This window comes from Pseudonocardia halophobica, from assembly GCF_050948485.1.
GTDB lineage: Bacteria > Actinomycetota > Actinomycetes > Mycobacteriales > Pseudonocardiaceae > Pseudonocardia > Pseudonocardia halophobica.
In genome coordinates, this window is the sequence record NZ_CP192046.1 from 4,010,707 (window position 1) to 4,035,679 (window position 24,973).

Sequence of the window (24,973 nt, forward strand, 5' to 3'; positions counted from 1 at the left end):
TACCATCTGTAGTCGTGAACCTCCTGCGGCGCGTGCCGGCGACGTCCCCGCTGTGGATGCGGCGGCTGGCGATCCTGTCGCTGATCGGCCAGGCCGGGATCATGGTCACCGGGGCCGTCGTGCGGGTGACCGGCTCCGGCCTGGGCTGCCCGACCTGGCCGAACTGCTTCCCGGGCTCGCTCGTCCCGGAGCCGCACCCCGAGATCGCGCCGCTCACGCAGTGGGTCGAGTTCGGCAACCGGCTGCTGTCGGTGTTCCTCGTGATCGTGGCCGCGCTGACCTTCCTCGCGGCGCTCAACACGCGCCCGCGCCGCCGCCGGCTCACCTGGCTGGCGCTGGCGATGCCCCTCGGGGTGGTCGCGCAGGCCGTGATCGGCGGGTTCACCGTGCTCGCGGGGCTGGTGTGGTGGAGCGTCATGCCGCACTTCCTGGCCTCGACGATCCTGGTGTGGCTGGCCGTCGAGCTCGTCGACGAGGCCGCCGGCGGCGGCCAGGTCACGCGCACGGTCCCGCGGCCGGTGCGGATGCTGACCGTGGTCAGCAGCGTGGTGCTCGGTGCCCTCCTGGTCGCCGGCACGCTCGTCACCGCCGCGGGCCCGCACGCCGGCGACGCCGCCACCCCACGCCTCGACATCGGCGTGCCCGCACTGGCGCAGCTGCACGCGGACCTGCTGTTCGCCTACCTCGGTCTCCTCGTCGGCCTCGGCTTCGCGCTCTGGACGGCGGGTGCCGACGCCCGGCTGAAGCGCCGCTACGGCGTACTCGTGGTCGTGGTGCTGGCGCAAGGCGCGCTCGGCGGGGTTCAGTACACGCTCGGGGTGCCGGAGGTGCTGGTCGCCCTGCACGTCCTCGGTGCGGCGCTCACCACCGCCGCCGCCGCAGGGGTCTGGGCGGCCACGAGCCACCGCGCCCCCGCCGTCCCCGCTGTTGAGTCCCCGACCTCCGAGCCCACTCTCGCCGCCAGCCGCTGAGGGCGGCGGACGCGGCCACGCCGCGGCGCGCGCACCCCACGGCGGGTCCTGCCACATTCGAAGCTCCCGCCGGCTGACTCGACCGAGGTGACACACCCGCTCGGTTGCCGTCGCACACCCGCCGGGCCGACGCACACCCGCCGGGCCGTCGCACACCCGCCGGGCCGTCGCACACCCGCCGGGCCGACGCACACCCGCCGGGCCGTCGCACACCCGCTCAGGCCCGATCCCACACCCTCGGGGCTCGTCGCGCATCCGGTCGACGGCCTGTGCGGCGTCCGGCCGGGTGTGCGAGCTGTCGGCTCCCGCCGGAGGCACTCGCGGGAGGCACTCGCGGGATCGGGCCTCGTCCAGCCCGCATCCGGCCCGCGCACATGACGGCGCTAGCTCAGGATCCGGATTCGGTCGCCGCACAACCGCTCGGAAGCGGTCGCACAACTGCAACACCCGCCCCACACCCGGTCGACAGCCTGTGCCGCGCCCGTCCGGATGTGTCGGCTGCCAGCGCCCGCCGAGAAGTCGCGGGATCGGGCCGTCGTTCAGCCTGCACGCCACTGCTGCACCCGCCGACACCCGACGAGCCGTGACTTCCTGGCCTCCAGGCCCGCGCACACCCGCTCGAATCGCTGCACACCCGTTCAATCGCCGCACAGGCCGTCGACGGCGTGTGTCGCGCTCCTCGCGGGTGTGAAGCACCACAGGAGCGGGTGTGCCGGGACAGCAGCGGACGTGCCGAGGCGGGACTACTGCCCGGCCGCGGTGGAGCTGCGAGTCGCGACCGTACGCCGACCCGGTGGCCCACGGGCGACGCCGCCCCCGGAGCTCACCCTTCCCGGCGGCTCGCCCGAACCGTGAGCCCCGACGCCACCAGCGCGAGTACCGCGATGATCGCGGAGAACACCACTCCCGCCGGCACCAGCCCGAAGGCCTGGGCGGCGGCGCCGACCCCGATCACCGGCAGGGAGATGGCGACATAGAGGACCAGGAAGAACGTCGCGACCACTGCGCCCCGAACCGCCTGCGGGGCGCGGGAACCGACCGCACCCAATCCGGCCCGGAAGCTCATCCCCTGCCCCAACCCGGCGATCGCCGCGCCGGTGCAGAACAGGGCGAGCGAGGCCGTCGCGATGCCCGTCCCGATCAGCGCCACACCGACCGCCAGCCCGGCGCAGCCGGCCGGCAACGCCACCCGTTCGGGGACGGAGAACGACAGCACCTGCCCCAGCGCCGACGCCCCGAGCATCAGGAACACCACCAGGCCGACGACGACGTGGCTGCTCCGCCCCATCACCTGCACCAGCACGGACGGCGACACGGCCGTGAACAGGCCCAGCACGGCGAAGCCGGCGAACCCGCCGATCGCGGCGCGGACGAACACCCCGCGCACCTCCTCCGGCACCCCGCCGACCCGCAGCGGCTCGATGCGGAAGGGCCGGCGCTGCTCGACGGGCTCGGGCACGAACCACAGCGCCACGGTCGCGGCGATCACGAGCGCCACGTGCACGAGGTAGGACAGGTCCAGCGGCAGCGGTGCGTACTGGGCGAGAATGCCGGCGAGCACCGGCCCGAGCCCCAGCCCCAGCATGTTGACGGCCGCGGCGACCAGCCCGGCGCGGGCCTTCCGGTCCTCGCGGGCGAGGTCGATGATCGTGGCCGTGGCGGTGCCGGTGAAGATGCCCGCCGAGACCCCGGACAGGAAGCGCCCCACGAACAGCGCCGGCTCCACCGGGATCAGGAACACCAGCGAGCTGAGCACCGCGGCCGCCAGCCCGGCGAGCAGCACGGGCCGCCGGCCGATCCGGTCGGAGAGGTTGCCGAGCACCACCAGCGCGGCACCGACGCCCACCGCGTAGGTCGCGAAGACGACCGTCACCATCAGGCCGCCGAACCCGTACCGCTGCTCGTAGAGCGGGTAGAGCGGTGTCGGGAGGGTGGTCCCGATCATGGTGACGACGAACGTCACGGCGACGACCGCCGTCCCCGCGCCCCTACTCATCACCCGCCGTCCGGTCGCCCGCGCTGCGGTCGATGACGTCACCCCGGTCCCCTTCCGTCGTGCCGCGGCCATTCTTCCGTCGCATCCGACCGGAGCAACGCCGCGTGCCGCCGGAACCCTCCCCTCCCGACGCACGTCACGGTGTAGGTATGGCACGTGTCCGATCCGGTGTCCCCACCCCCCACCCCGTTCGCCGACCTGCAGTCGTTCGTCGCGCTCCCCCGCCTCGCTGGGCTCGCCCTCTCCTCCGACGGGTCTCGGCTGGTCACGACCGTCGCCGGGCTCGACCGCGACCGGACGGCGTGGCGGCCCGCGCTGTGGGAGATCGACCCGGCCGGCGAGGCCCCGGCCCGACGGCTCACCCGCGGCCCCAAGGGCGAGTCGTCACCCGTCTTCACTCCGGAGGGTGACCTCCTCTTCGTCTCCGCCCGCCCCGATCCCGACGCGAGCGCCGACGCGCCGGACACGGCCGCGCTCTGGTCGTTGCCCGCCGCCGGCGGCGAGGCGCACGTCGTCCGGACCCGCCCGGGCGGGATCGCCGCCCCGCTCGTGGCCCGTGAGGCCGGCACGGTGCTCGCGACCTCGGCGACCCTGCCCGGGGCCGTGACGGGCGACGACGACGCCGCCCGCCGCAGGGCCCGCACCGACAAGAAGGTCTCGGCGATCCTGCACGACGGCTACCCCGTCCGGTTCTGGGACCACGACCTGGGCGCCGACGAGGCCCGGCTGCTGGCCGCGCGCCCCGGCGAGCCGTGGACCGACCTCACCCCCGCCCCGGGCCGCGCGCTCGTCGACACCAGCGCCGACATCGCGCCGGACGGCCGCACCGCGGTGACCGGCTGGACCGTGTCGGACGGCCACGGGGTGTCCCGCGCAGTCGTGGTGGCGTTCGACACCGCCACCGGCGAGCGCCGCACGCTGCTCGACGACGCGGACCACGACCACGGCACGCCGCGCGTCAGCCCGGACGGGACCACCGTGGCTGCGGTGCGGACCCGCCGCTCCACGCCCGAGCGGGCCCCCCGGATGACGCTCGTCCTCGTCCCGCTCGCCGGGGGCGAGGCCCGCGTGCTCGCCCCCGAGTGGGACCGCTGGCCGAGTGGCCTGACCTGGGCGCCCGACTCGTCCGCGCTGGTCGTGACGGCCGACGAGCAGGGCCGCGGGCCGCTGTTCCGGGTCGAGGTCGGGTCCGGTGCCGTCACGCGGCTGACGGGCGACCACGGGGCCTACACCGACCCGGTCGTCTCGCCCGACGGCGCCTACGTCTTCGCGCTCCGGTCGGCCGTCGACAGTCCGCCGGCCCCGGTCCGGCTCGACGCGCACACCCCGGACCAGCAGCCCACGCCGCTGCCCGGCCCCGCGGAGGCACCGGTCCTGCCGGGCACGCTCACCGAGGTCACGGCGACGGCCGAGGACGGCTCCCCGCTGCGCGCCTGGCTCGTGCTGCCGGACTCCGCCGAGCCCGCCCCGCTGCTGCTCTGGGTGCACGGCGGGCCGCTGAACAGCTGGAACGCCTGGCAGTGGCGCTGGAACCCGTGGCTGATGGCGGCCCGCGGCTACGCCGTACTGCTCCCGGACCCTGCGCTGTCCACCGGCTACGGCCAGGAGTTCGTGCAGCGTGGCTGGGGTGCGTGGGGCGGTCCGCCCTTCACCGACCTGATGGCCCTCACCGACGTCGCCGAGGCCCTCCCCGAGATCGACGCGTCCCGCACCGCGGCCATGGGCGGCTCGTTCGGCGGCTACATGGCCAACTGGATCGCCGGGCACACCGGCCGCTTCCGCGCGATCGTCACGCACGCCAGCCTCTGGGCGCTCGACCAGTTCGGCACGACCACGGACTTCGCCGACTACTGGCTCACCGAGATGACCCCGGAGATGGCGGCGGCGAACAGCCCGCACCACCACGTCGACGCGATCACCACGCCGATGCTGGTGATCCACGGGGACAAGGACTACCGCGTCCCGATCGGCGAGGGCCTGCGGCTGTGGTGGGACCTGCAGTCGCGCGTGCCGGACCCCGCCGCCAACCCGCACCGGTTCCTGTACTTCCCGGACGAGAACCACTGGGTGCTCACGCCGCAGCACGCCGTGCTCTGGTACGAGACCGTGTACGCCTTTCTCGCCCACCACGTCCTCGGCGAGCCCTGGCAGACGCCGGACCTGCTGCGCTGACCCCGCGAGCCGGCACTGCGGAAAGACCGAACCCCACATCCCGGGCGACGGGGATGTGGGGTTGGGTGGACGGAAAGTGCCGACTCGCGGGTCAGAGGACGGTCGGCAGGCCGATCGCGGCGTCGACGGCGATGGTGAGGAAGAGGCCGCAGAGGTACAGGTTGGAGAGGTGGAACAGCCGCATCGGCGCCACCTCCCGGCCCGCCTTGACCCCGGCGTGCAGCCGGTGCGCGGAGACCACGAAGTAGACGCCGCCGGCCAGCGCGAACGCGGCGTAGATCCACGAGGTGACCGGCAAGAGCAGGAAGGTCCACAGCGCCATCACCCAGGAGTAGGCGACGATCCGCACCGACACCTGCCGCGGCGTGGCCACGACCGGGAGCATCGGCACCTCGGCGGCGGCGTAGTCGTCCTTGTACTTCATGGCCAGCGCCCAGAAGTGCGGCGGCGTCCAGAAGAAGATGACGCCGAACATCACCAGGGCGGGCCAGCCGACCGTGCCGGTGACGGCCGACCAGCCGATGACCACCGGCATGCAACCCGCGGCGCCGCCCCACACGATGTTCTGCGAGGTCCGCCGCTTGAGCACCAGCGTGTAGACGAGCACGTAGAACGCGATCGCGGCCACCGAGAGCAACGCGGACAGCAGGTTGGTGGTGGCCCAGAGCCACACCGCCGACAGCGCACCGAGCACCAGGCCGAAGATCAGCGCGTTGCGCCGGGGCACCTCGCCGCGGGCGGTGGGCCGCCGCGACGTGCGCTTCATCTTCGCGTCGATGTCGGCGTCGGCCACGCAGTTGAGGGCGTGCGCGCTCGCGGCGGCCATCGCGCCGCCGACCAGCGTGGCCAGGATCAGCCAGACCGACGGCATGGCGCGCTCGGCGAGGATCATCGCCGGGACCGTGACCACGAGCAGCTGCTCGATGATGCGCGTCTTGGTGAGGCCGAGGTAGGCGCGCACCGTGTCCCGGAACCGTGCGAGCCTGCCGCGGGCGGGTGCCGGCGACGCCTGCCCCGGGGTTCCCGTCCGCTCGGGCCTCTCGGCCGCTCCCCGGTGTGAGACGGGTGCGCTCACCAGTTGCTACCTCGCATGCCGACGGACTGTGGTGGGTGCCGCGTCCACCGGCCCGTATCGAACCCACAGCCCACGGACCGACTTCTACAACGCGTCGATGCTAACCGGTGGAGTGGGCGCCGGGGTCCCCGGGTAGTCCCGTCGGTGTCCGATCGACGCAGGATCGGGCGGCGTCCGTCCCCCGGCCGCTAGAGTCCGGGGTCGAGCCGGACGCGCCGACCGGTCCACGCCGCCGAGGACGTGGCGGACCCGAGGGGCATGGACGTTGCCCTCGCCGGGTAGGTCGGCGCCCCCACCCACGAGGACAGGAGCTTCAGGCGTGTCTGTGACGGAGCCCGACATCGCAGCGCTGACCACGGCGCACGTTCCGGACGACTGGACCGAGCTGGACAAGCGGGCCGTCGACACGATCCGCGTGCTCGCGGCCGACGCCGTGCAGAAGTGCGGGAGCGGTCACCCCGGCACCGCCATGAGCCTCGCGCCGCTGGCGTACCTGCTCTACCAGCGCGTCATGCGGCACGACCCGAGCGACCCGGGCTGGGTCGGGCGGGACCGGTTCGTGCTCTCCGCCGGCCACTCCAGCCTCACGCTCTACATCCAGCTCTTCCTCGCCGGCTACGGCATGGAGATGGAGGACCTGGAGGCGCTGCGGACCTGGGGCTCCAAGACCCCGGGCCACCCGGAGCTGGAGGCCACCCCCAACGGCGTCGAGATGACGACGGGGCCGCTCGGCCAGGGCCTGTCCTCCGCGGTCGGCATGGCCATCGCCTCGCGCCGCGAGCGCGGCCTGTTCGACCCGGACGCCCCCGAGGGCTCCTCGCCGTTCGACCACTTCATCTACGTCATCGCCTCCGACGGGGACATCGAGGAGGGCGTGACCAGCGAGGCGTCGTCCATCGCGGGCCGCCAGGAGCTCGGCAACCTGATCGTCTTCTACGACGACAACAAGATCTCCATCGAGGACGACACCACCATCGCGCTGTCCGAGGACACCGCGAAGCGCTACGAGGCCTACGGCTGGCACGTCCAGGTCGTCGAGGGCGGCGAGAACGTCTCGGGGATCCTCGAGGCGATCGAGAACGCCAAGGCCGAGACCGGCCGCCCCTCGTTCATCCTGCTCCGGACGGTGATCGGCTTCCCGGCGCCGACCAGGATGAACACCGGCAAGGCGCACGGCTCCGCACTGGGTGCCGACGAGGTCGCCGAGGTCAAGCGCATCCTGGGCTTCGACCCGGACGAGAGCTTCCAGATCGCCTCCGAGGTGCTCGAGCACACCCGCTCGGTCGGCGAGCGCCAGGGCGGCGCCATCGACCACTGGCGCAACGCCTTCGACGACTGGGCCATGCGGGAGCCGGAGCGCAAGCAGCTCTTCGACCGGCTGCTGGCCAACGCCCTGCCGGACGGCTGGGCCGACGCGCTGCCCACCTGGGAGCCGGACGCGAAGGGCCTCGCCACGCGCAAGGCGTCGGGCGAGGTGCTGAAGGCGCTGGCCCCGGTGCTGCCGGAGCTGTGGGGCGGCTCGGCCGACCTGGCCGAGAGCAACAACACCACGATGGAGGGCGCCGACTCGTTCGGCCCCAAGAGCGCCGCCACCAAGATGTGGAACGCCACCCCCTACGGCCGCACGCTGCACTTCGGCGTCCGCGAGCACGCGATGGGCGCGATCCTCAACGGCATCGCCCTGCACGGCCCGACCCGCCCGTACGGCGGCACGTTCCTGCAGTTCAGCGACTACATGCGGCCGGCGGTGCGGCTCGGCTCGCTGATGAAGTCGGCGGCCATCTTCGTGTGGACGCACGACTCCATCGGCCTCGGTGAGGACGGCCCCACCCACCAGCCGATCGAGCACCTCGCCGCGCTGCGCGCGATCCCGAACCTCTCCGTCCTGCGCCCGGCGGACGCGAACGAGACCGCCGCCGGCTGGAAGGCCACCATCGAGTGGCAGGACGGCCCGGTCGGCATGGCGCTGACCCGGCAGAACGTGCCGACGCTGGAGGGCACCTCGGTCGAGGGCGTCAAGAAGGGCGGCTACGTCCTGGCCGACGCCTCCGACGGCGACCCGCAGATCGTGATCATCGCCACCGGTTCCGAGGTCCAGCTGGCGGTCGCCGCCCGGAAGACCCTCGAGGCGGACGGCGTTCCCACTCGTGTGGTGTCCATGCCCTGCGTGGAGTGGTTCGACGCGCAGGACGCCGCGTACCGCGACTCGGTGCTCCCGCCGTCGGTGAAGGCCCGCGTCGCGGTCGAGGCCGGCATCGCGATGCCGTGGTACCGGTTCGTCGGCGACGCCGGGCGGATCGTGAGCATCGAGCACTACGGCGCCAGCGCCGACGCGGCCACGCTGTTCGAGAAGTTCGGCTTCACGCCGGAGGCCGTCGTCGACGCCGCCCGCGCGAGCCTCGGCAAGTCCTGAACCCGCCACCTGAAGAAGGAGTACCGGCAATGAGCACCAACGAACGGCTCGCCGCGCTGTCCGAGGCGGGCGTCTCCATCTGGCTCGACGACCTGTCCCGGGAGCGGATCACGTCCGGCAACCTGGTCGAGCTGATCACCGAGCGGTGCGTCGTCGGCGTCACCACCAACCCGACCATCTTCGCCGCCGCGTTGAAGAACGGTGAGGCCTACAACGCCCAGGTCAGCGAGCTGGCGGGCCGCGGCGCGGACATCGCGGCGTCGATCCGCGAGATCACCGTGGCGGACGTGCAGCAGGCCTGCGACGTCTTCAGCGGCACCTGGGAGGCCACCCAGGGGATCGACGGGCGCGTGTCGCTCGAGGTCGACCCGACCCTGGCCCGGGACACCGAGGCCACCGTCGCGCAGGCGGTGGACCTGTGGAAGGCCGTCGACCGGCCGAACCTGCTGGTGAAGATCCCGGCCACCGAGCCCGGCCTGCCGGCGATCACCCGCGCGCTGTCCGAGGGCGTGAGCGTGAATGTCACGCTGATCTTCTCGGTCGAGCGGTACGAGGCCGTGATGGAGGCGTTCCTCAGCGGCCTCGAGCAGGCCGACAAGAACGGCCAGGAGGTCTCCCGGATCGCGTCGGTCGCATCGTTCTTCGTGTCCCGGGTGGACACCGAGATCGACGCGCGACTGGACAAGATCGGCACGGACGAGGCCAAGGCGCTCAAGGGCAAGGCGGGCGTCGCCAACTCCCGGCTGGCCTTCGCCGCCTACGAGGAGGTCTTCGGCTCCGAGCGGTGGGCCGCGCTGGAGGCCAAGGGCGCCCGGCGGCAGCGGCCCCTGTGGGCCTCGACGGGCGTGAAGAACCCGGAGTACCCAGACACGCTGTACATCACCGAGCTCGTGGTCCCGAACGTCGTCAACACCATGCCGGAGAAGACCCTGCAGGCCTTCGCCGACCACGGCGAGGTGGAGGGCGACAAGGTCACCGGCACCGCCGCCGAGGCGCAGCAGGTGTTCGACGACCTCGAGCGCGTCGGCATCGACCTCACGGACGTCTTCCTCACCCTCGAGAACGAGGGCGTGGACAAGTTCGAGAAGTCGTGGTCCGAGCTGCAGGAGTCGGTGCAGCAGCAGCTCGACGCCGCGAAGTAGGCCGCGAACCAGCCCGCACCGCACGACCCCAGGAGGCTCACCCCCGTGACCTCGCGACCCGCCGTCGGGCTCCCCGTCGTGGAGCTCGGCGGCGGTTCCCGTCCCGGCACCGGTCCGCTGGCCCGCGAGGCCCGGCGGATCGCCGCCGAGCTCGCCACGGACGTCGTCGCGTCCCGGATCACCGACGCGGATCCCTCCGCGTGGGGGCCGGCCGCCGGCGACGGCCTGGGCTGGGCGGCGCTGCCCCGCACCTCGCGCCCGCTCGTCGGCCAGGTCGACGCCCTGCGCGAGGCCTTCCGCGTGGAGGGCGCCGCGCGCGTGCTGCTCGTCGGCGACGCGCGCTGGACGCTCGGTCCGCAGGTCCTCGCCGGCGAGTCCGGCCTGCTCCGGGTGCTCGACTCCCCCGATCCCGGCGCGGTCTCGCACGCGCTGGCCGCCGACCTGAGCGGAACGGTGCTCGTCGTCGCGGACCCGGCGGGCGACACACCGTGGATCGCGACGGTGCACGAGCTGCTCACCGCGGCCGTCGCCGAGGAGGTCGGCCCACGCCGGGCGGCCGAGCGCACCGTGGTCCTCACCGAGGCCGGCTCGCCGCTCGACGAGAGCGCGCGGGCCGCCGGATCCGTGGTGATCACCACCGAGCGGGACGTGCCCGGCGCGTGGTCCGTGCTCGGGGCACCCGGGCTGGTGCCCGCCGGCCTCGCCGGCGCGCCGGTCGGCGAGGTGCTCGACGACGCCCGGTCGGTGGCCGAGCTGCTCACCGCCGACGAGGCGGAGAACCCCGCACTGGAGCTGGCCGGAGTGCTGGTCGCCGTCGGGGCGGGGGCGGTGCGCCTCGACCCCGCCGAGGGCCCGCCGGCGCTGGCGGAGTGGGTGGCCGCGCTGGTCGCCGCGGCCGGGGGCTCGCCGGTGCTCGTCGACGGGACCGATCCCGACGGGCTGCCGGACGGGCCGGCCCTCGCGCCCGCCTCCGCCCGACATCCCGACGCCGCGCCGGACGACCTGTCCGAGCTCCTCGACGGGAGATCCGGCGGCAGCATCGGGCACACGGGCGTCGAGCCGACCGTCGACGCGCTGCTCGCCGAGGTGACCGGGGTGGGCGACGACCCGGACGAGGGCAGTGACGACGACGAGGACCTCGTCGGCGACCCCGCCGACGAGATCGTGCGCACCGGCGGCCCGCTGGGTGCCGAGCTGCTGCTGTGGCAGTACGCCGCCGCGGCGGCCTCACGGCTGCTCGACGGCGAGGCGTTCGGCCCCGAGGCCCCCGCCACCGCGGGCGCGACCACACCGGAGCCCCTGCCGCGGCGGGGTTCGGACGGCCTCGTCGACGTCCACGCGGCGGAGTCGCTGAGCGGCGCGGCCGACGATCCCGGCACCGCGCTGCAGGCGCTGGTCGACGCCGTCCCGCCGGGCGGGCACCTGGCCCTGTCCGTGTGGCTGGACCCGGCCGACGACGCGTCCGTGGCCGTGCTGCGCGGCGAGCTGGCCCGGCGGGCGGGCGTGCCCGTGACGTTCGGCTGGGGCCCGCGGGACCGCGGGGTGCTGGCGCCGTTCCGCCGGGACGACCCCCGACCGGGTGTCCTGTGCCTGGTCACGGGCGACCCGCCGGACGATCTCGTTCCCGATCCCGGGCCCGCCCTGACTAGTCTGGCGCTGACCGAGGCAGGCAGCGTCGCGGCCGACGTCGCGGCACGGGGCGTCCCCGTGCTGCGGCTGCACCTCACGGACCGGGTGGCCGGGCTCGTCTCGCTCGCCCGCGCGGTCCAGGGGCTGCGCCCGGGTCCGGCGACCCGGACCGACTGATCGAGCCGAGAGACCGAGCCGAGAGACGGAGCGTGTCATGACCAGCGGGACCAAGGGCATCCCCGCGACGACCGCGCACTGGGTGAATCCGCTGCGGGACCCCCGCGACAAGCGGCTCCCCCGCATCGCGGGCCCGTGCGGGCTGGTGATCTTCGGTGTGACCGGTGACCTGTCGCGCAAGAAGCTGATGCCGGCCATCTACGACCTCGCCAACCGCGGGCTGCTGCCGCCGGGCTTCGCGCTCACCGGCTTCGCCCGCCGTGACTGGGACGCGCAGGACTTCGGCCAGGTCGTGTACGAGGCCGTGAAGCAGCACGCGCGCACGCCGTTCCGGCAGGAGGTGTGGGACCGGCTCGCCGAGGGCTTCCGCTTCGTGCAGGGCACCTTCGACGACGACGACGCCTTCGACCGGCTCGAGCAGACCGTGCGGGACCTCGACCGGGTCCGCGGCACCGGCGGCAACCACGCCTTCTACCTGTCGATCCCGCCGTCGGCCTTCCCGGTGGTGTGCAAGCAGCTGGCGCGGTCGGGCCTGTCCGCGCAGGACGCCGACCAGTGGCGCCGCGTCGTCATCGAGAAGCCCTTCGGCCACGACCTGCAGTCGGCCAAGGAGCTCAACGCGATCGTCAACGACGTCTTCCCCGAGGACTCGGTCTTCCGGATCGACCACTACCTCGGCAAGGAGACGGTGCAGAACGTCCTGGCGCTGCGCTTCGCCAACCAGCTGTTCGAGCCGATCTGGAACAGCAACTACGTCGACCACGTCCAGATCACGATGGCCGAGGACATCGGCCTGGGTGGGCGCGCGGGGTACTACGACGGCATCGGCGCGGCCCGCGACGTCATCCAGAACCACCTCCTGCAGCTGCTCGCCTTCACGGCGATGGAGGAGCCGACCTCCTTCTCCTCCGACGAGCTGCGCGGCGAGAAGATCAAGGTGCTGCGGGCGACGAAGCTGGTCCAGCCGCTCGACGAGACCACCGCCCGCGGGCAGTACAGCGGCGGCTGGCAGGGCGGTGAGCTGGTCCGCGGGCTCAAGGAGGAGGAGGGCTACGACCCGAACTCCACCACCGAGACCTTCGCCGCGATCACCTGCGAGATCGAGACCCGCCGCTGGGCGGGCGTCCCCTTCTACCTGCGCACCGGCAAGCGCCTCGGTCGCCGGGTCACCGAGATCGCCGTCGTGTTCAAGCGGGCGCCGCACCTGCCGTTCGACTCCACGATGACGGAGGAGCTCGGGCAGAACGCGCTGGTCATCCGGGTGCAGCCGGACGAGGGCGTCACCATGCGGTTCGGGTCGAAGGTGCCGGGCAGCCAGATGGAGGTCCGGGACGTCACCATGGACTTCGGCTACGGCACGGCCTTCACCGAGGCGTCCCCCGAGGCCTACGAGCGGCTGATCCTCGACGTGCTGCTCGGCGAGCCCTCGCTGTTCCCGGTGAACGACGAGGTCGAGCGGTCCTGGGAGATCCTCGACCCGGTCATCGACCATTGGCACGCGCTGCCCGAGGGTCCGCCGCCGTACCCGGCCGGCAGCTGGGGTCCGGAGCAGGCCAACGAGATGCTCGCCCGTACCGGCCGCAGCTGGCGCCGGCCGTAAGGAGCCCCGGATGATCGTCGACCTGCCGTCGAGCAACACCTCGGCGGTGAACAAGAAGCTGGTCGAGCTGCGCGAGCGCGGCGGCGTGCTCGCCCTCGGCCGCGTGCTCACCCTCGTCGTCGTCACGGACGACGGGGCCGCGATCGAGAGCGCCATCGAGGCCGCCAACACCGCGAGCCGCGAGCACCCCTGCCGGGTGATCGTCCTGGCGCGCGGCCAGCGCAAGGCCGCGGCCCGGCTGGACGCGCAGATCCGGGTCGGCGGCGACGCCGGCGCCAGCGAGGTGATCGTGCTGCGCGGCTACGGCGCGCTGGCCGGGGGTGAGGCGGGCGCCGGCATGGTGATGCCGCTGCTGCTGCCCGACGCCCCGGTCGTCGCCTGGTGGCCGGAGGAGGCCCCGGCCGTCCCGGCCGAGGACCCGATCGGCCAGCTCGCGCAGCGCCGGATCACCGACGCGCTGTCGTCGAAGAACCCGATCAAGGCGTTCGAGCAGCGCCGCGCGCACCACGTCGCCGGCGACACCGACCTCACCTGGACCCGGCTCACCCAGTGGCGCGCGCTGCTCGCGGCGGCGCTCGACTTCCCGCCGCACGACGAGGTCACCGGCGCGCTGGTGGCCGGCGAGCAGGTCTCGCCGTCGACCGACCTGCTCGCGGGCTGGCTGGTCACCCGGCTCGGGGTGAAGGTCAAGCGCTCCCCCGCCTCGCGCGGCCAGGGCATGTCGCTGGTCCGGCTCAGCCGGGCGTCGGGTGCGGTCGAGCTGATCCGGCCGGACGGCAAGACGGCCACGCTGTCGCAGCCCGGCCAGCCGGACCGGATGATCGCGCTGGCCCGCCGCGGCGTGCCGGACTGCCTCGCCGAGGAGCTGCGCCGGCTCGACCCGGACGACACCTACGGCGAGGCCCTCGCCGGCGTCGACAACATCTCCCGCGGCCGGACGGCGGTGAAGGTGTGAGCGGCGGCGCCCCCGAGATCGCCCTCCACTCCGACGCCGACGTGCTGGCCGCCGCCACGGCGGCGCGGCTGGTCACCCGGCTCGTCGACCTGCAGGCCACCGGGAACATCCCACGCCTGGTGCTGACCGGCGGCGGGGTGGGCATCAAGCTCCTCGCGCACATCCGGGACTCGCCGGCCCGCGCCGCGGTGGACTGGTCGCGTGTGGAGTTCTACTGGGGCGACGAGCGCTTCCTGCCCGCCGGCGACCCCGAGCGGAACGAGACCCAGGCCCGCGAGGCGCTGCTCGACCACGTCGACGTCGACCCGTCGCTGGTCTACCCGATGGGCGCGGACGTGGGCACCGGTCCGTCGGGTGCGGACGAGGCGGCCGCGGAGTACGCGGACCTGCTGGCCCGTAAGGCGCGGCCCGAGGACCACGGGGACGTGCCGGCGTTCGAGATCACGCTGCTCGGCATGGGCGGCGAGGGGCACACGGCCTCGGTGTTCCCCGAGTCGCCGGCGGTCTACGAGACCGAGCGGACCGTGGTGCCGGTCTACAACTGCCCCAAGCCCCCGCCGACCCGGGTCTCGCTGTCGCTCCCGGCCATCCGCACCTCCCAGGAGGTCTGGATCGTCACGGCCGGCGAGGAGAAGGCCGCGGCCGTGAGCATGGCGCTCGGCGGGGCAGGCGAGGTGGCGATCCCGGTCGCGGGGGCGCGGGGCCGATTGAGGACCCGCTGGCTCCTCGACCGCGCCGCCGCGTCGAAGCTGCCGTCGGACCTGCGCAACCCGTAGCGGCGGCTCCGTGCGGCACCTGATCGTCGACGGCGCCAACGTGGTCGGCTCCCGGCCGGACGGTTGGTGGCGGGACCGGGCGGGCGCGGCCGGCCGGCTCGCCGCGCAGCTCGCCGAGGCCCGTCGGTCGGGGGCGCTGGCCGAGCTCGGCGACCGGGTCCTGCTGGTGCTGGAGGGTGCGGCCAGACGCGCCGAGGTGCCCGAGGACCTCGACGTCCTGCTCGCCCCGCGGGACGGCGACTCGGCGATGGTCGAGCTCGCCCACGACCTCGGCGAACGGGACGAGGACGTGTGCGTGGTGACCGCGGACCGCGAGCTCACCCGGCTCCTCCACGCGGTCGGCGCCACCACCGTCAAGCCCCGCGCCCTCCTCGCCCTCCTGTGAACGAGCGGCACTCTCGTGCGGACCTAGCGCACGAGAGTGCCGTTCGTGCAGTTCCGGGGCGGGGTCAGCGGCCGCGGGTGGAGCGGGCGGCCGCGGCGGCGCGGGCGTGCACCGCGCCGGCGACGACGGAGCGGCGCGGCAGCGGGCTGGAGTAGACGACGCTGGTGGTCACCCCGCCGAGCCCGGCGACCCGGCCCGTGACCTCCTCCAGGTGCCGCATGGTGCGGGTCCGGACGGTGAGCACGAAGCAGTCCTCGCCGGTGACGTGGTGCGCCTCGATGATCTCCGGTGTGGTGGCGAGCAGGTCGCGGAAGGGCGTGTAGTTGCCGCTCGGGTAGCGCAGCCGGACCAGCGCCATGATCGGCAGACCGAGCTTCTCGGGGTCGACCTCGCAGCCGTAGCCCGTGATCACCCCGCTCTCCTCGAGCCGGCGCACCCGCTCGGTGACCGCGCTGGGCGAGAGCCCGACCAGCCGGCCCAGGTCGGCGTAGCTCGCCCGCCCGTCGCGCTGGAGTGCTTCCAGCAGACGCCAGTCGGTGTCGTCCAGGGAATCCGCGGGCATGGCGGCACTCTAGCCGTCGAATCCACGGCTCCTGCCCGCCACCGATGAGTTCGTCCGCTTCGTGCCGTCTCCCCTGCAACCGAGCAGGAACCGCACGAGCCGAGCACGAGGAGTCCCCGATGAAGCAGATCGCCACCTGTCTGTGGTTCGACGGCCAGGCGCAGCAGGCCGCGGAGTTCTACACCTCCGTGTTCCCGAACTCGGAGATCACCGAGATCCAGCGCTATCCGGAGGGCGCGCCCGGGCCCGCCGGCGAGGTCATGATCGTGTACTTCACCCTCGACGGGCGCGAGTTCGCCGGGCTCAACGGCGGACCGCAGTTCCCGCACACCGAGGCGATCTCGTTCGTGGTGCCGTGCGAGACCACCGAGGAGATCGACCACTACTGGGACGCGCTGATCGAGGGCGGTGAGCCCCAGCCCTGCGGGTGGCTGAAGGACAAGTTCGGCGTGTCCTGGCAGGTCGTGTCGCTCGAGGCCGAGGAGTGGATGAAGGACCCCGACACCGCGGCGGCCAACCGCACGATGCAGGCCATGCTGTCCCAGTTCGGCAAGCCGGACGTCGAGGCGATGCGCAAGGCCCACCTCGGCGAGACGGCCGACGCCTGAGCGGCCGGGGTGTCGATCCACGCGGAACCTACGCTGGTCGCATGACCGGCCACGTGCGTATCGGCACCCCGCTCGCCCCCTCCTCCACCCGCGTCATGCTGCTCGGCTCCGGCGAGCTCGGGAAGGAGGTCGTGATCGCCTTCCAGCGGCTCGGCGTCGAGGTCGTGGCGGTCGACCGGTATCCCGGCGCGCCCGGTCACCAGGTCGCACACCGCGCCCACGCGATCGACATGACCGACCCGGTCGCGCTCACGGCGCTGATCGAGCAGGAGCAGCCGCACTACGTCATCCCCGAGATCGAGGCCATCGCCACCAGCGCGCTGCTGGCCGTCGAGGAGGCGGGCACGGCCACGGTCGTCCCGACCGCCCGCGCCACCCGGCTGACGATGGACCGCGAGGGGATCCGCCGGCTGGCTGCCGAGGAGCTCGGCCTGCCCACCTCGCCGTACGCCTTCGCCGACTCGCTCGACGAGGTCCGTGACGCGATCGACAGCGGCCCCGGGGGCGGGATCGGCTACCCGTGCGTGCTGAAGCCGGTGATGTCGTCGTCGGGCAAGGGGCAGTCCGTGCTGCGCTCGGCGGCGGACCTCGAGCCGGCGTGGCAGTACGCGATGGCCGGGGGCCGGGTCGCCGGGACCCGGGTCATCGTCGAGGGCTTCGTCGACTTCGACTACGAGATCACCCAGCTCACGGTGCGGGCGGCCGGCCCCGACCACACCACCGGCACCCACTTCTGCGCGCCGATCGGACATGTGCAGGAGGACGGGGACTACGTCGAGTCGTGGCAGCCGCAGCCCATGTCCGAGGCTGCGGCCGCGGCGGCCCGGGACGTCTCCGGCCGGATCACCGAAGCCCTCGGTGGCCGCGGCATCTTCGGGGTCGAGCTGTTCGTGCGCGGCGACGAGGTGCTGTTCTCCGAGGTCTCCCCGCGTCCGCACGACACCGGGCTGGTCACGCTGGCGACCCAGCGGCTCTCGGAGTTCGAGCTGCACGCCCGCGCCGTGCTGGGCCTGCCGGTCGACGTCACCCTCCGCTCCCCCGGCGCCTCGGCGGTGATCTACGGCGGGGTCGACGCCAAGGCCGTCGGGTTCGAGGGCGTCGACGCGGCGCTGGCCGTACCGGGCTCGGACCTCCGCCTCTTCGGTAAGCCCGAGAGCTTCCTGAAGCGTCGGATGGGTGTGGCGGTCGCCGCGGCCGACGACGTCGGGACGGCCCGCGAGCGGGCGAAGGAGGCCGCCGGACTCATCCGCGTCGTCACGGAGTGACCGGGGAATCCACGGCGACGACGCTAGTGCGCCGTGGATTCTGCCTTCCCGAGGTCGCGGCGCCTGCCTAGCGTCGGGGGCATGACGATCTCCGCTCCGGTCTCGCCCGTCCTGGCCGTCCCGCCCGCGTCCCCCGCCGAGGCGGCCGCCCACTTCGCGGCGCGGCTGGCCTTCTTCACCGACGTCGCCGACGTGCACGCCGCCATCACGAGACCACGCCCCGGCTTCGTGCTCGTGGACACCCGCAGCCGCGTGGCCTGGGACCAGGGGCACGTACCTGGCGCGGTGCACCTCCCCCACGCCGCGCTCCCCGGCGATCTCGACCCGGCGGTCCCCGCGGTCACCTACTGCTGGGGCCCGGGCTGCGACGGCGCGACCCGCGGCGCGCTCGCGCTGGCCCGCGCGGGCTTCAGGGTCAAGGAGATGCTGGGCGGGATCGAGTACTGGATCCGCGAGGGCTTCCCCGTCGAGACCACCGAGGGTCTGCGCAGAGGCGAGCCGGACCCGCTGACCACGCCCTGCGGCTGCTGAGCGGGTCAGGTGCTGGGCACGGTGCCCGGCGGCAGCTCCCGCTCCCCGTCCGAGGTGCCGTCCGCGGCGCGGTGGCGGTGCCAGTGCGGCGGCGTGAGGTGGATCTGCGCGGCGTAGACGATCCAGCCTGCGACCGACAGCCCCAGCCACGTGATCAGCCGGTAGACCAGCACGGTCGCGGCGGCGGGCGCGGCCGGCGCACCCGAGGCGAGCAGCACGCCGAGCAGCCCGGTCTCGGCCAGGCCCGCCCCGCCGGGCAGCACCTGCAGCGCGATGCTGAGCTGGACGACGAGGAAACCGAGGGCGAGGGTCGTCCACCGGGCGTCGAGCCCGAGGGCGGTGGCGCAGGCGTGCAGGGCCAGGAAGTCCGCGGCCCAGCTGGCCAGGGCGGTGCCGGTGAGCAGCAACCACTGCCAGGGCGTCGGGTGCAGGATGTTGATGCGCTCGGTCAGCCGGTTCGCAGTGGCCTCCGGGTCCGACGCCCAGCCGCCGCGGCAGTCGTGGCACACGCCCGGCACCCGGCGCCACAGGTGCACCAGGCCGAGCAGGATCCGGTGCAGCACCGAGGCGTGCGTGAGCACCGACCAGAACCCCATCGTGCCGACGGCGATGGCGGCCGCGACCATCAGGGCCAGCCACATCGGCATCCAGCCGGCCGCGCTGACGATGAACACCGCGCCGACCAGCAGGACGATCGTGGACAGTGCGCCGGGCAGGAACACCGACCACGAGGCCAGGGCCGCGTCCACGCCGCGGCTGCGGAGCCGGGCGATGGAGTACGCGAGCGCACCGGCCCCGCCCACGACCGGGACCGTGTTGGCGATGGCGTTCTCGGCGAAGGTGATGGCCTGGACCGTGCGGCCCGACACCCGCGCCCCGCCGATCACGAGCATCAGGCGGTGCAGCTCGCCGTAGAGCATGAGCGCGGCCACGGCGAGTGCCACCGCGAGCCCGAGCCAGCCCGGACGCAGGTGCGACAGCGGCTCGTCCGCCTCGCGGACGGCGCGCGCCATCTCCGGCAGCTGCCACGCGATGTAGCCGAGCGCGGCCGCGACCAGGATCCAGTGCAGCACCGTCTTGAGGTGCCGCAGCGGCCACGTCAGGGCCGAACGCAGGCGTGGTGCTGCCATCGACCCTCCCCGGTGCTCCGCCTCCGACCCAGGCTAGCCCCCGGTCCGGGCGGGAGACCGGGTCTCAGCCCTGCTCCTCCGGCAGCCGGCCGTTGTTGTGGTCGTCGTAGGCCGACAGGTCGAGGAAGCCGTGGCCGCTGTAGTTGAAGAGAATCACCTTCTCCTCCCCGGTCTCCTTGGCAGCCAACGCCTCGTCGATCGCGGCCCGGACCGCGTGCGCGCACTCCGGCGCCGGGATCTTGCCCTCGACCCTGGCGAACTGCACCGCCGCCTCGAACACCTTGCCCTGCGGGTAGGCCACCGCCTCCATCCGACCCGCCTTGACCAGCGACGACACCAGCGGTGAGTCGCCGTGGTAGCGCAGGCCGCCCGCGTGGATGGGCGGCGGGACGAAGTCGTGCCCGAGGGTGTACATGGGCATCAGCGGGGTCAGCCCGGCGACGTCACCGAAGTCGTAGTCGAACCGGCCCCGGGTCAGGGTCGGGCAGGACAGCGGCTCGACGGCGAGCAGCCGCACGCCCTCGTCCGGCACGAACGGGAACGTGATCCCACCCAGGTTGGACCCGCCGCCGCAGGAGGCGAGGACGACGTCCGGCAGCCGCTCGCCCGCCAGCTCCAGCTGCTCCTTGGCCTCGAGCCCGATCACGGTCTGGTGCAGCAGCACGTGGTTGAGCACCGAGCCCAGCGCGTAGTGCGTGTCCTCGCGGCCCACGCAGTCCCGCACGGCGTCGGAGATGGCGGCACCGAGCGAGCCGGGGTGGCCGGGCTCGTCGACCGGGGACGGGACCACCGAGCCGCCCCAGGTCTCCATCGCGATCCGGCGGTACGGCTTCTGCTCGTACGAGGCGCGGACCATGTAGACCTGCAGCTCCAGGCCGTACTGCGCGGCCGCGTAGGACAGCGCGGTGCCCCACTGCCCGGCCCCGGTCTCCGTGGTGAGGCGGGTGATGCCCTCCTTGGCGTTGTAGAACGCCTGGGGCACGGCGGTGTTGGTCTTGTGGCTGCCCGACGGCGAGCCGGACTCGTCCTTGAAGTAGATCCGGGCGGGCGTGCCGAGCGCCCGCTCCAGCCGTTCGGCCCTGACCAGCGGGGTGGGGCGCCACAGCTTCAGGATGTCCAGGACCTCGCCGGGGACGTCGACCCACGGCGCGGTCGACACCTCCTGCCCGATGAGCTCCATCGGGAACAGCGGCGCCAGGTCCTCGGGACCGACGGGCTCGCGCGTGGCCGGGTGCAGCGGCGGGTCCACCGGCTCCGGCAGGTGCGGCGCCACGTTGAACCAGGCGCTCGGGATCCTGTCGGGCGGCAGCGTCCAGCGACTCATGGCGCGCAGGCTAGCGATCACCCGGCCGAGGAGGAAGGGCCCACCGACTGCTCCGCCGGCACCTGCGTACGCACGTCCGGCCGGGTCCGCCCGGACGGAGCGGGACCTGTGGTCCTTGACCGGCCCGCGGCGGCGTCACGAGCATCGCCCGCACAGCACGGCCGCGCGGTCGCGGCGGCCGGCCGGGCGCCCTGCCCGGCCGGGGTCGCGGCGGCGCCGTCGCGGGAGGCTCCATGCCGGCACCGGTCCGTCCCGACCCGCCCACCGCTCCCGTGGCCCGGCCGGACCGCGCCGAGGCCACCGCACTCGCCCGTGCCGCCGGCGGCTCGGGGATCGTGTTCGCCGCGCTGTTCGTCGTCGCGCTCGTGCTGGTGTCGCAGGGCCCCGGCCTCGACGCCCCGGACGACGCCTACACCGCCTTCTTCACCACCGGCCGCGACTCGCTGCTCGTCTCCGTCGGCCTCTACGTGGTGCCCTTCACCGGGATCGCGTTCCTCTGGCACATGGCGGCGACCCGGACGTACCTGCAGGTCATGGCGCCGCGCTCGTGGGCGCGGATCCCGCACTGGCTGCACCTGGCGTCGGGCGTGCTCTTCGTGGCCCTGCTCTTCGCCGGCACCGCCACCGCCGGCGGCGCCGCCCTGCTCACCCGCTTCTCGTCCGCCGCGCCCCCGCCGCCCGACGTCGTCCGCACCCTGATGACGGTCGGCTTCACCATGGTCTTCGTCTACGGCGTCCGCGCCGCCGGCATGTTCATGATCACGACGACGACCGGGCTGGGTCGCGCGCTCCCCCGGCCGCTCGCCGTCGTCTTCTACCTGGCCGCGGCATTCCTGCTGGTCAGTACCACGTTCCATCCCTCGGTCCTGCTGGTGTTCCCGGGCTGGGTGCTCGTGCTGAGCGTCCTGCTGCTGGTGCGCCGCCCGGGGCGGGAGGACGGCCCCACGAAGGAGGACCAGGATGAGCAGTGAGACCGGCAGCGCAGGGACGGGCGGGATCATCGGGATCGACGACCTGCCCGGTCCGCACCCGCTGCCCCTGCTCGGCAACCTGCTCGACATCGACAGCGTGGCCCCGCTCGACGGGTTCGCGCGGATGGCGAAGGAGTACGGGCCGATCTACCGGATCAGCATGCCGGGCGGGTCGCGGCTGATCCTCTCCGGCGCCGCGCTCGCCCAGGAGGTGTTCGACGACAGCCGGTTCGACAAGGCGTTGGGCGGCGGGCTGGCCCAGCTCAGCGAGGGACCGATCGGGAACGGGCTGTTCACCTCCCGGACGGACGACCCGCTCTGGCACCGGGCGCACGAGATCCTCATGGCGCCCTTCTCGATGCGGGCGATGCGGGACTACGTGCCGCGGATGGTCGACATCGCCGAGCAGCTCATGGAGAAGTGGGCGCGACTCAACCCCGGCGAGGAGGTCGACGTCCCGGCCGACATGACCCGGCTGACCCTCGACACGATCGCGCTCTGCGGGTTCGGCTACCGGTTCAACTCCTTCTACCGCGACACCCCGCACCCCTTCGTGCAGGCCATGACCCGGGTGCTCACGGAGGCACAGGGCCGGCAGCGGCAATTGCCCATCCAGACCCGCCTGCGGGTGCGCGCGCAACGGCAGCTCGAGGAGGACGCGACCTTCATGAGCGACCTCGTCGACGGCCTGGTGCGCGACCGCCGGGCCCAGGGCGAGGCCGCCGACAACACCGACCTGCTCGGCCGCATGCTCGTCGGCCGGACCCGCGACGGCGAGTCGCTGCCGGACGAGAACATCCGCGCGCAGTGCATCACCTTCCTCATCGCCGGCCACGAGACCACCTCCGGTCTGCTGTCCTTCGCGATCTACGAGCTGCTCAAGAACCCGGAGGCGGCGCAGCGGGCCCGCGACGAGGTCGACGAGATCCTCGGCGACGACGCCGCGCCGACCTTCGAGCAGATCGGCCGGCTCCGGTACGTCCGCCAGGTGCTCGACGAGACGCTGCGGCTGTGGCCGACCGCGCCCGGCTTCACCCGCCGGCCGCGCGAGGACACGGTCATCGGCGGCCGCTACGCGATCCCGGCGGACACGCCGATCACCGTGCTGGCGGGCGCGCTGCACCGCGACACCTCGGTCTGGGACGACCCGGAGCGCTTCGAGCCCGACCGGATGGCCGCGGACAGGATCGCGGCCCTCCCGCCGCACGCCTACAAGCCGTTCGGCACCGGGCAGCGCGCCTGCATCGGCCGGCAGTTCGCGCTGCAGGAGGCCACGCTGGTGCTCGGCATGCTGCTGCAGCGGTTCGAGCTCGAGGACCAGCTCGACTACCAGCTGCACACGAAGACCACCCTGACCGTCAAGCCGGACGACTTCCGGATCCTCGTGCGCCCGCGGGCCGGCCGCACCCTCCGCGCGGCCCCGGCCACGGACGACGGCGCGGGCACCGGGACGGTGCGCGAGGCCGTGCCCGCCGCGGCACCGGAGCCGCTGGTCGGGCGGCACGGCACCCCGCTCGCCGTGCTGTTCGGGTCCAACCTCGGCACCGCGGAGGCGCTGGCGACCACGCTCGCCGGCGAGGGCACCGCGCGCGGGTTCGACGTGACCCTCGGCCCGCTCGACGACCACGTCGGCGCGCTGCCGGAGAAGGGCGCGGCGATCGTCGTCAGCTCCTCGTACAACGGCACCCCGCCGGACAACGCCGCGAAGTTCTGCGACTGGCTCGGCGGGCCCGACGCCCGGGTGCCGGGCACGGCCTTCGCGGTCTTCGGGTGCGGCGACAGCGAGTGGGCCGGCACCTACCAGGCCGTCCCGACCCGGCTCGACGACGGGCTGGCCGCGGCGGGCGGCCGGCGGGTCCACCCGCGCGCCGGCGGCGACGCGAGCGGCGACTTCGACGCGGCCTACCGCGACTGGCACGCGGGCCTGTGGGCCGACCTGGCCGGAGCGCTCGGCCTGCCGGGCGAGGTGGGCGCGGAGCTGCGGCAGGGCCCGCGGCTGACGGTCACGCTCACGAACCGGCAGGTCACCAACCCGGTGGTGCTCTCGTACCACGCGCGGCCGGGCCGGATCACCGCCAACCGCGAGATGATCCTCGGGTCGGACGGCAAGCCGCCGGAGCGCTCGACCCGGCACGTGGAGATCGCGCTGCCCGAGGGCGTGACCTACGGGGCGGGCGACCACCTCGGCGTGCTGCCGCGCAACGGGATCGACCCGATCCGCCGCGTGATCACGCACTTCGGCCTCGACGGCGCGCAGTACCTCACGATCATCCCGACGGGCACGGCGCCGACCCATCTGCCGGTCGACGAACCCGCCCCGCTGCTCGGGGTGCTCGCCACCTGCGTGGAGCTGCAGGACGTGGCGACCCGCGGCGACGTCGAGACCCTCGCCCGCTACACCGACGACCCCGCCACGAGGGCCGAGCTCGAGGCGCTCGCCGGCGACGGGTACCGCGCGGGAGTGGCCGAGCCCTACCGCTCGGTGCTCGACCTCCTCGAGGCGTTCCCGGCGTGCGACCTGCCCTTCGCGGAGTTCCTCGACCTCATGCCCCCGCTGCGGCCGCGGTACTACTCGATCTCCTCGTCGCCGCGGGCGGGCCACGACGACTGCAGCATCACCGTCGGCGTGGTCCGCGGGCCCGCCCGCTCGGGGTCGGGTGTCTACCAGGGCACCTGCTCCGGGCACCTGTCGGCGCTGCCGGAGCAGGGAACGGCGTTCGTGTTCGTGCGCAAGCCGACGATCGCCTTCCGCCCGCCGGCCGACCCCAGCACCCCGATGATCATGATCGGGGCGGGGACCGGGCTCGCGCCGTTCCGCGGGTTCCTGCAGGACCGGGCCGCCGACGCCGCGGAGGGGCGGACCGTCGGCCGCTCGCTGCTGTTCTTCGGCTGCCGCAGCCCGGAGACCGACGAGCTCTACGCCGACGAGCTGCGCGGGCTCGAGAAGCAGGGCCTCGTGCACGTCGTCCCGGCGTACTCGCGCTACGCCGGGGCGCCCCGGCAGTACGTGCAGGAGTCGATGCTCGAACACGCCGACGAGGTGTGGGAGCTGCTCCAGCAGGGGGCCGCGGTGTTCGTGTGCGGCAACGCCTCGACCATCGCCCCGGGGGTACGGGCGGCGCTGCGGCAGGTGTTCCGGGACCGGACCGGCGCGTCCGAGGCCGACGCCGACGCGTGGCTGACCGGGTTGCGCGCCGCCGACCGGTTCCTGGAGGACATCTGGGGCAGCGGCACCGGCTGACGCCACCCCCGAGAACGCCGCCGGCCCCGCGGGAAGCGGGGCCGGCGGCC

19 protein-coding genes are annotated in these 24,973 nt (G+C 73.8%); 14 read left to right on the forward strand and 5 right to left on the reverse strand.

Going from position 1 to position 24,973, the window contains the following annotated elements; all coding sequences use genetic code 11:
• Positions 1–14 precede the first annotated feature (14 nt).
• Entirely contained in the window at positions 15–971 is a 957-nt protein-coding gene (locus tag ACQP04_RS19180) for a COX15/CtaA family protein (RefSeq protein ID WP_433501941.1), read from the forward strand.
• An 823-nt stretch (positions 972–1,794) separates the two neighbouring features.
• Here ACQP04_RS19180 and ACQP04_RS19185 read toward each other — a convergent pair.
• Positions 1,795–2,967 carry an MFS transporter gene (locus ACQP04_RS19185; RefSeq protein ID WP_433501942.1) on the reverse strand — a complete coding sequence of 391 codons (1,173 nt, stop codon included), beginning with the start codon at positions 2,965–2,967 and terminating at the stop codon, positions 1,795–1,797.
• A 156-nt stretch (positions 2,968–3,123) separates the two neighbouring features.
• On the opposite strand from ACQP04_RS19185, the gene ACQP04_RS19190 reads away from it, so the two are divergent.
• Positions 3,124–5,139: a prolyl oligopeptidase family serine peptidase gene (locus ACQP04_RS19190; RefSeq protein WP_433501943.1), complete on the forward strand. Its 2,016-nt coding sequence runs from the start codon at positions 3,124–3,126 to the stop codon at positions 5,137–5,139.
• A 91-nt stretch (positions 5,140–5,230) separates the two neighbouring features.
• Here ACQP04_RS19190 and ACQP04_RS19195 read toward each other — a convergent pair whose 3' ends face one another.
• A complete protein-coding gene (locus ACQP04_RS19195) occupies positions 5,231–6,100 on the reverse strand; it encodes a heme o synthase (protein WP_037039253.1) in 870 nt (289 codons plus the stop codon).
• Positions 6,101–6,533: 433 nt separating this feature from the next.
• Here ACQP04_RS19195 and tkt point away from each other — a divergent pair, with 433 nt between their 5' ends.
• From tkt to ACQP04_RS19230, 7 genes are read left to right on the forward strand one after another with little or no spacing between them, the layout of a single operon-like run.
• On the forward strand, positions 6,534–8,627 hold the full coding sequence (gene tkt, locus ACQP04_RS19200; RefSeq protein WP_433501944.1) for a transketolase: 2,094 nt from the start codon (positions 6,534–6,536) through the stop codon (positions 8,625–8,627).
• Positions 8,628–8,656: 29 nt separating this feature from the next.
• Positions 8,657–9,769 (forward strand): transaldolase, encoded by a 1,113-nt coding sequence (tal, locus tag ACQP04_RS19205; protein ID WP_433501945.1) that lies wholly within the window; start codon positions 8,657–8,659, stop codon positions 9,767–9,769.
• A gap of 45 nt (positions 9,770–9,814) precedes the next feature.
• Positions 9,815–11,575, forward strand: coding sequence for a hypothetical protein (locus ACQP04_RS19210; RefSeq protein ID WP_433501946.1), 1,761 nt, complete (start codon positions 9,815–9,817; stop codon positions 11,573–11,575).
• A 37-nt stretch (positions 11,576–11,612) separates the two neighbouring features.
• Entirely contained in the window at positions 11,613–13,175 is a 1,563-nt protein-coding gene (zwf, locus tag ACQP04_RS19215; protein ID WP_051736492.1) for a glucose-6-phosphate dehydrogenase, read from the forward strand.
• Positions 13,176–13,185: 10 nt separating this feature from the next.
• Entirely contained in the window at positions 13,186–14,130 is a 945-nt protein-coding gene (gene opcA / locus ACQP04_RS19220) for a glucose-6-phosphate dehydrogenase assembly protein OpcA (protein WP_037038730.1), read from the forward strand.
• A complete protein-coding gene (gene pgl / locus ACQP04_RS19225) occupies positions 14,127–14,906 on the forward strand; it encodes a 6-phosphogluconolactonase (protein ID WP_037038728.1) in 780 nt (259 codons plus the stop codon). The genes opcA and pgl overlap by 4 nt, the downstream gene beginning before the upstream one ends.
• A 10-nt stretch (positions 14,907–14,916) precedes the next feature.
• Positions 14,917–15,291 carry a hypothetical protein gene (locus tag ACQP04_RS19230; protein ID WP_433501947.1) on the forward strand — a complete coding sequence of 125 codons (375 nt, stop codon included), beginning with the start codon at positions 14,917–14,919 and terminating at the stop codon, positions 15,289–15,291.
• A gap of 64 nt (positions 15,292–15,355) precedes the next feature.
• Here ACQP04_RS19230 and ACQP04_RS19235 read toward each other — a convergent pair whose 3' ends face one another.
• Positions 15,356–15,853, reverse strand: coding sequence for an Lrp/AsnC family transcriptional regulator (locus ACQP04_RS19235; protein ID WP_433501948.1), 498 nt, complete (start codon positions 15,851–15,853; stop codon positions 15,356–15,358).
• A 119-nt stretch (positions 15,854–15,972) separates the two neighbouring features.
• On the opposite strand from ACQP04_RS19235, the gene ACQP04_RS19240 reads away from it, so the two are divergent.
• The 3 genes from ACQP04_RS19240 to ACQP04_RS19250 all read left to right on the forward strand — a co-directional run bounded on the left by ACQP04_RS19240 (position 15,973) and on the right by ACQP04_RS19250 (position 18,257).
• On the forward strand, positions 15,973–16,461 hold the full coding sequence (locus ACQP04_RS19240; RefSeq protein WP_433501949.1) for a VOC family protein: 489 nt from the start codon (positions 15,973–15,975) through the stop codon (positions 16,459–16,461).
• A gap of 41 nt (positions 16,462–16,502) precedes the next feature.
• Positions 16,503–17,726 carry a formate-dependent phosphoribosylglycinamide formyltransferase gene (purT, locus tag ACQP04_RS19245; protein ID WP_433501950.1) on the forward strand — a complete coding sequence of 408 codons (1,224 nt, stop codon included), beginning with the start codon at positions 16,503–16,505 and terminating at the stop codon, positions 17,724–17,726.
• Positions 17,727–17,807: 81 nt separating this feature from the next.
• Positions 17,808–18,257, forward strand: a complete 450-nt coding sequence (locus ACQP04_RS19250; RefSeq protein WP_433501951.1) for a rhodanese-like domain-containing protein — start codon at positions 17,808–17,810, stop codon at positions 18,255–18,257.
• A 5-nt stretch (positions 18,258–18,262) separates the two neighbouring features.
• Here the strand turns inward: ACQP04_RS19250 and ACQP04_RS19255 are convergent, their stop codons facing one another.
• Together ACQP04_RS19255 and ACQP04_RS19260 are read right to left on the reverse strand one after the other, a co-directional pair.
• A complete protein-coding gene (locus tag ACQP04_RS19255) occupies positions 18,263–19,387 on the reverse strand; it encodes a lysylphosphatidylglycerol synthase transmembrane domain-containing protein (RefSeq protein WP_433501952.1) in 1,125 nt (374 codons plus the stop codon).
• A 64-nt stretch (positions 19,388–19,451) separates the two neighbouring features.
• Complete coding sequence (locus ACQP04_RS19260) at positions 19,452–20,711, reverse strand: TrpB-like pyridoxal phosphate-dependent enzyme (protein WP_433501953.1); 1,260 nt, start codon at positions 20,709–20,711, stop codon at positions 19,452–19,454.
• 233 nt (positions 20,712–20,944) lie between these two features.
• On the opposite strand from ACQP04_RS19260, the gene ACQP04_RS19265 reads away from it, so the two are divergent.
• Together ACQP04_RS19265 and ACQP04_RS19270 are read left to right on the forward strand one after the other, a co-directional pair.
• Positions 20,945–21,682 (forward strand): hypothetical protein, encoded by a 738-nt coding sequence (locus ACQP04_RS19265; RefSeq protein ID WP_433501954.1) that lies wholly within the window; start codon positions 20,945–20,947, stop codon positions 21,680–21,682.
• Positions 21,672–24,923, forward strand: coding sequence for a bifunctional cytochrome P450/NADPH--P450 reductase (locus tag ACQP04_RS19270; RefSeq protein ID WP_433501955.1), 3,252 nt, complete (start codon positions 21,672–21,674; stop codon positions 24,921–24,923). The genes ACQP04_RS19265 and ACQP04_RS19270 overlap by 11 nt, the downstream gene beginning before the upstream one ends.
• Positions 24,924–24,973: the final 50 nt, after the last annotated feature.

Coding starts and splice junctions, on each gene's coding strand:
- ACQP04_RS19185 (WP_433501942.1), bottom strand. CDS start 2,967: ATGAGTAGGGGCGCGGGGACGGCGGTCGTCGCCGTGACGTTCGTCGTC.
- tal (WP_433501945.1), top strand. CDS start 8,657: ATGAGCACCAACGAACGGCTCGCCGCGCTGTCCGAGGCGGGCGTCTCC.
- zwf (WP_051736492.1), top strand. CDS start 11,613: ATGACCAGCGGGACCAAGGGCATCCCCGCGACGACCGCGCACTGGGTG.
- opcA (WP_037038730.1), top strand. CDS start 13,186: ATGATCGTCGACCTGCCGTCGAGCAACACCTCGGCGGTGAACAAGAAG.
- ACQP04_RS19235 (WP_433501948.1), bottom strand. CDS start 15,853: ATGCCCGCGGATTCCCTGGACGACACCGACTGGCGTCTGCTGGAAGCA.
- ACQP04_RS19240 (WP_433501949.1), top strand. CDS start 15,973: ATGAAGCAGATCGCCACCTGTCTGTGGTTCGACGGCCAGGCGCAGCAG.
- purT (WP_433501950.1), top strand. CDS start 16,503: ATGACCGGCCACGTGCGTATCGGCACCCCGCTCGCCCCCTCCTCCACC.
- ACQP04_RS19250 (WP_433501951.1), top strand. CDS start 17,808: ATGACGATCTCCGCTCCGGTCTCGCCCGTCCTGGCCGTCCCGCCCGCG.
- ACQP04_RS19255 (WP_433501952.1), bottom strand. CDS start 19,387: ATGGCAGCACCACGCCTGCGTTCGGCCCTGACGTGGCCGCTGCGGCAC.
- ACQP04_RS19260 (WP_433501953.1), bottom strand. CDS start 20,711: ATGAGTCGCTGGACGCTGCCGCCCGACAGGATCCCGAGCGCCTGGTTC.
- ACQP04_RS19265 (WP_433501954.1), top strand. CDS start 20,945: ATGCCGGCACCGGTCCGTCCCGACCCGCCCACCGCTCCCGTGGCCCGG.
- ACQP04_RS19270 (WP_433501955.1), top strand. CDS start 21,672: ATGAGCAGTGAGACCGGCAGCGCAGGGACGGGCGGGATCATCGGGATC.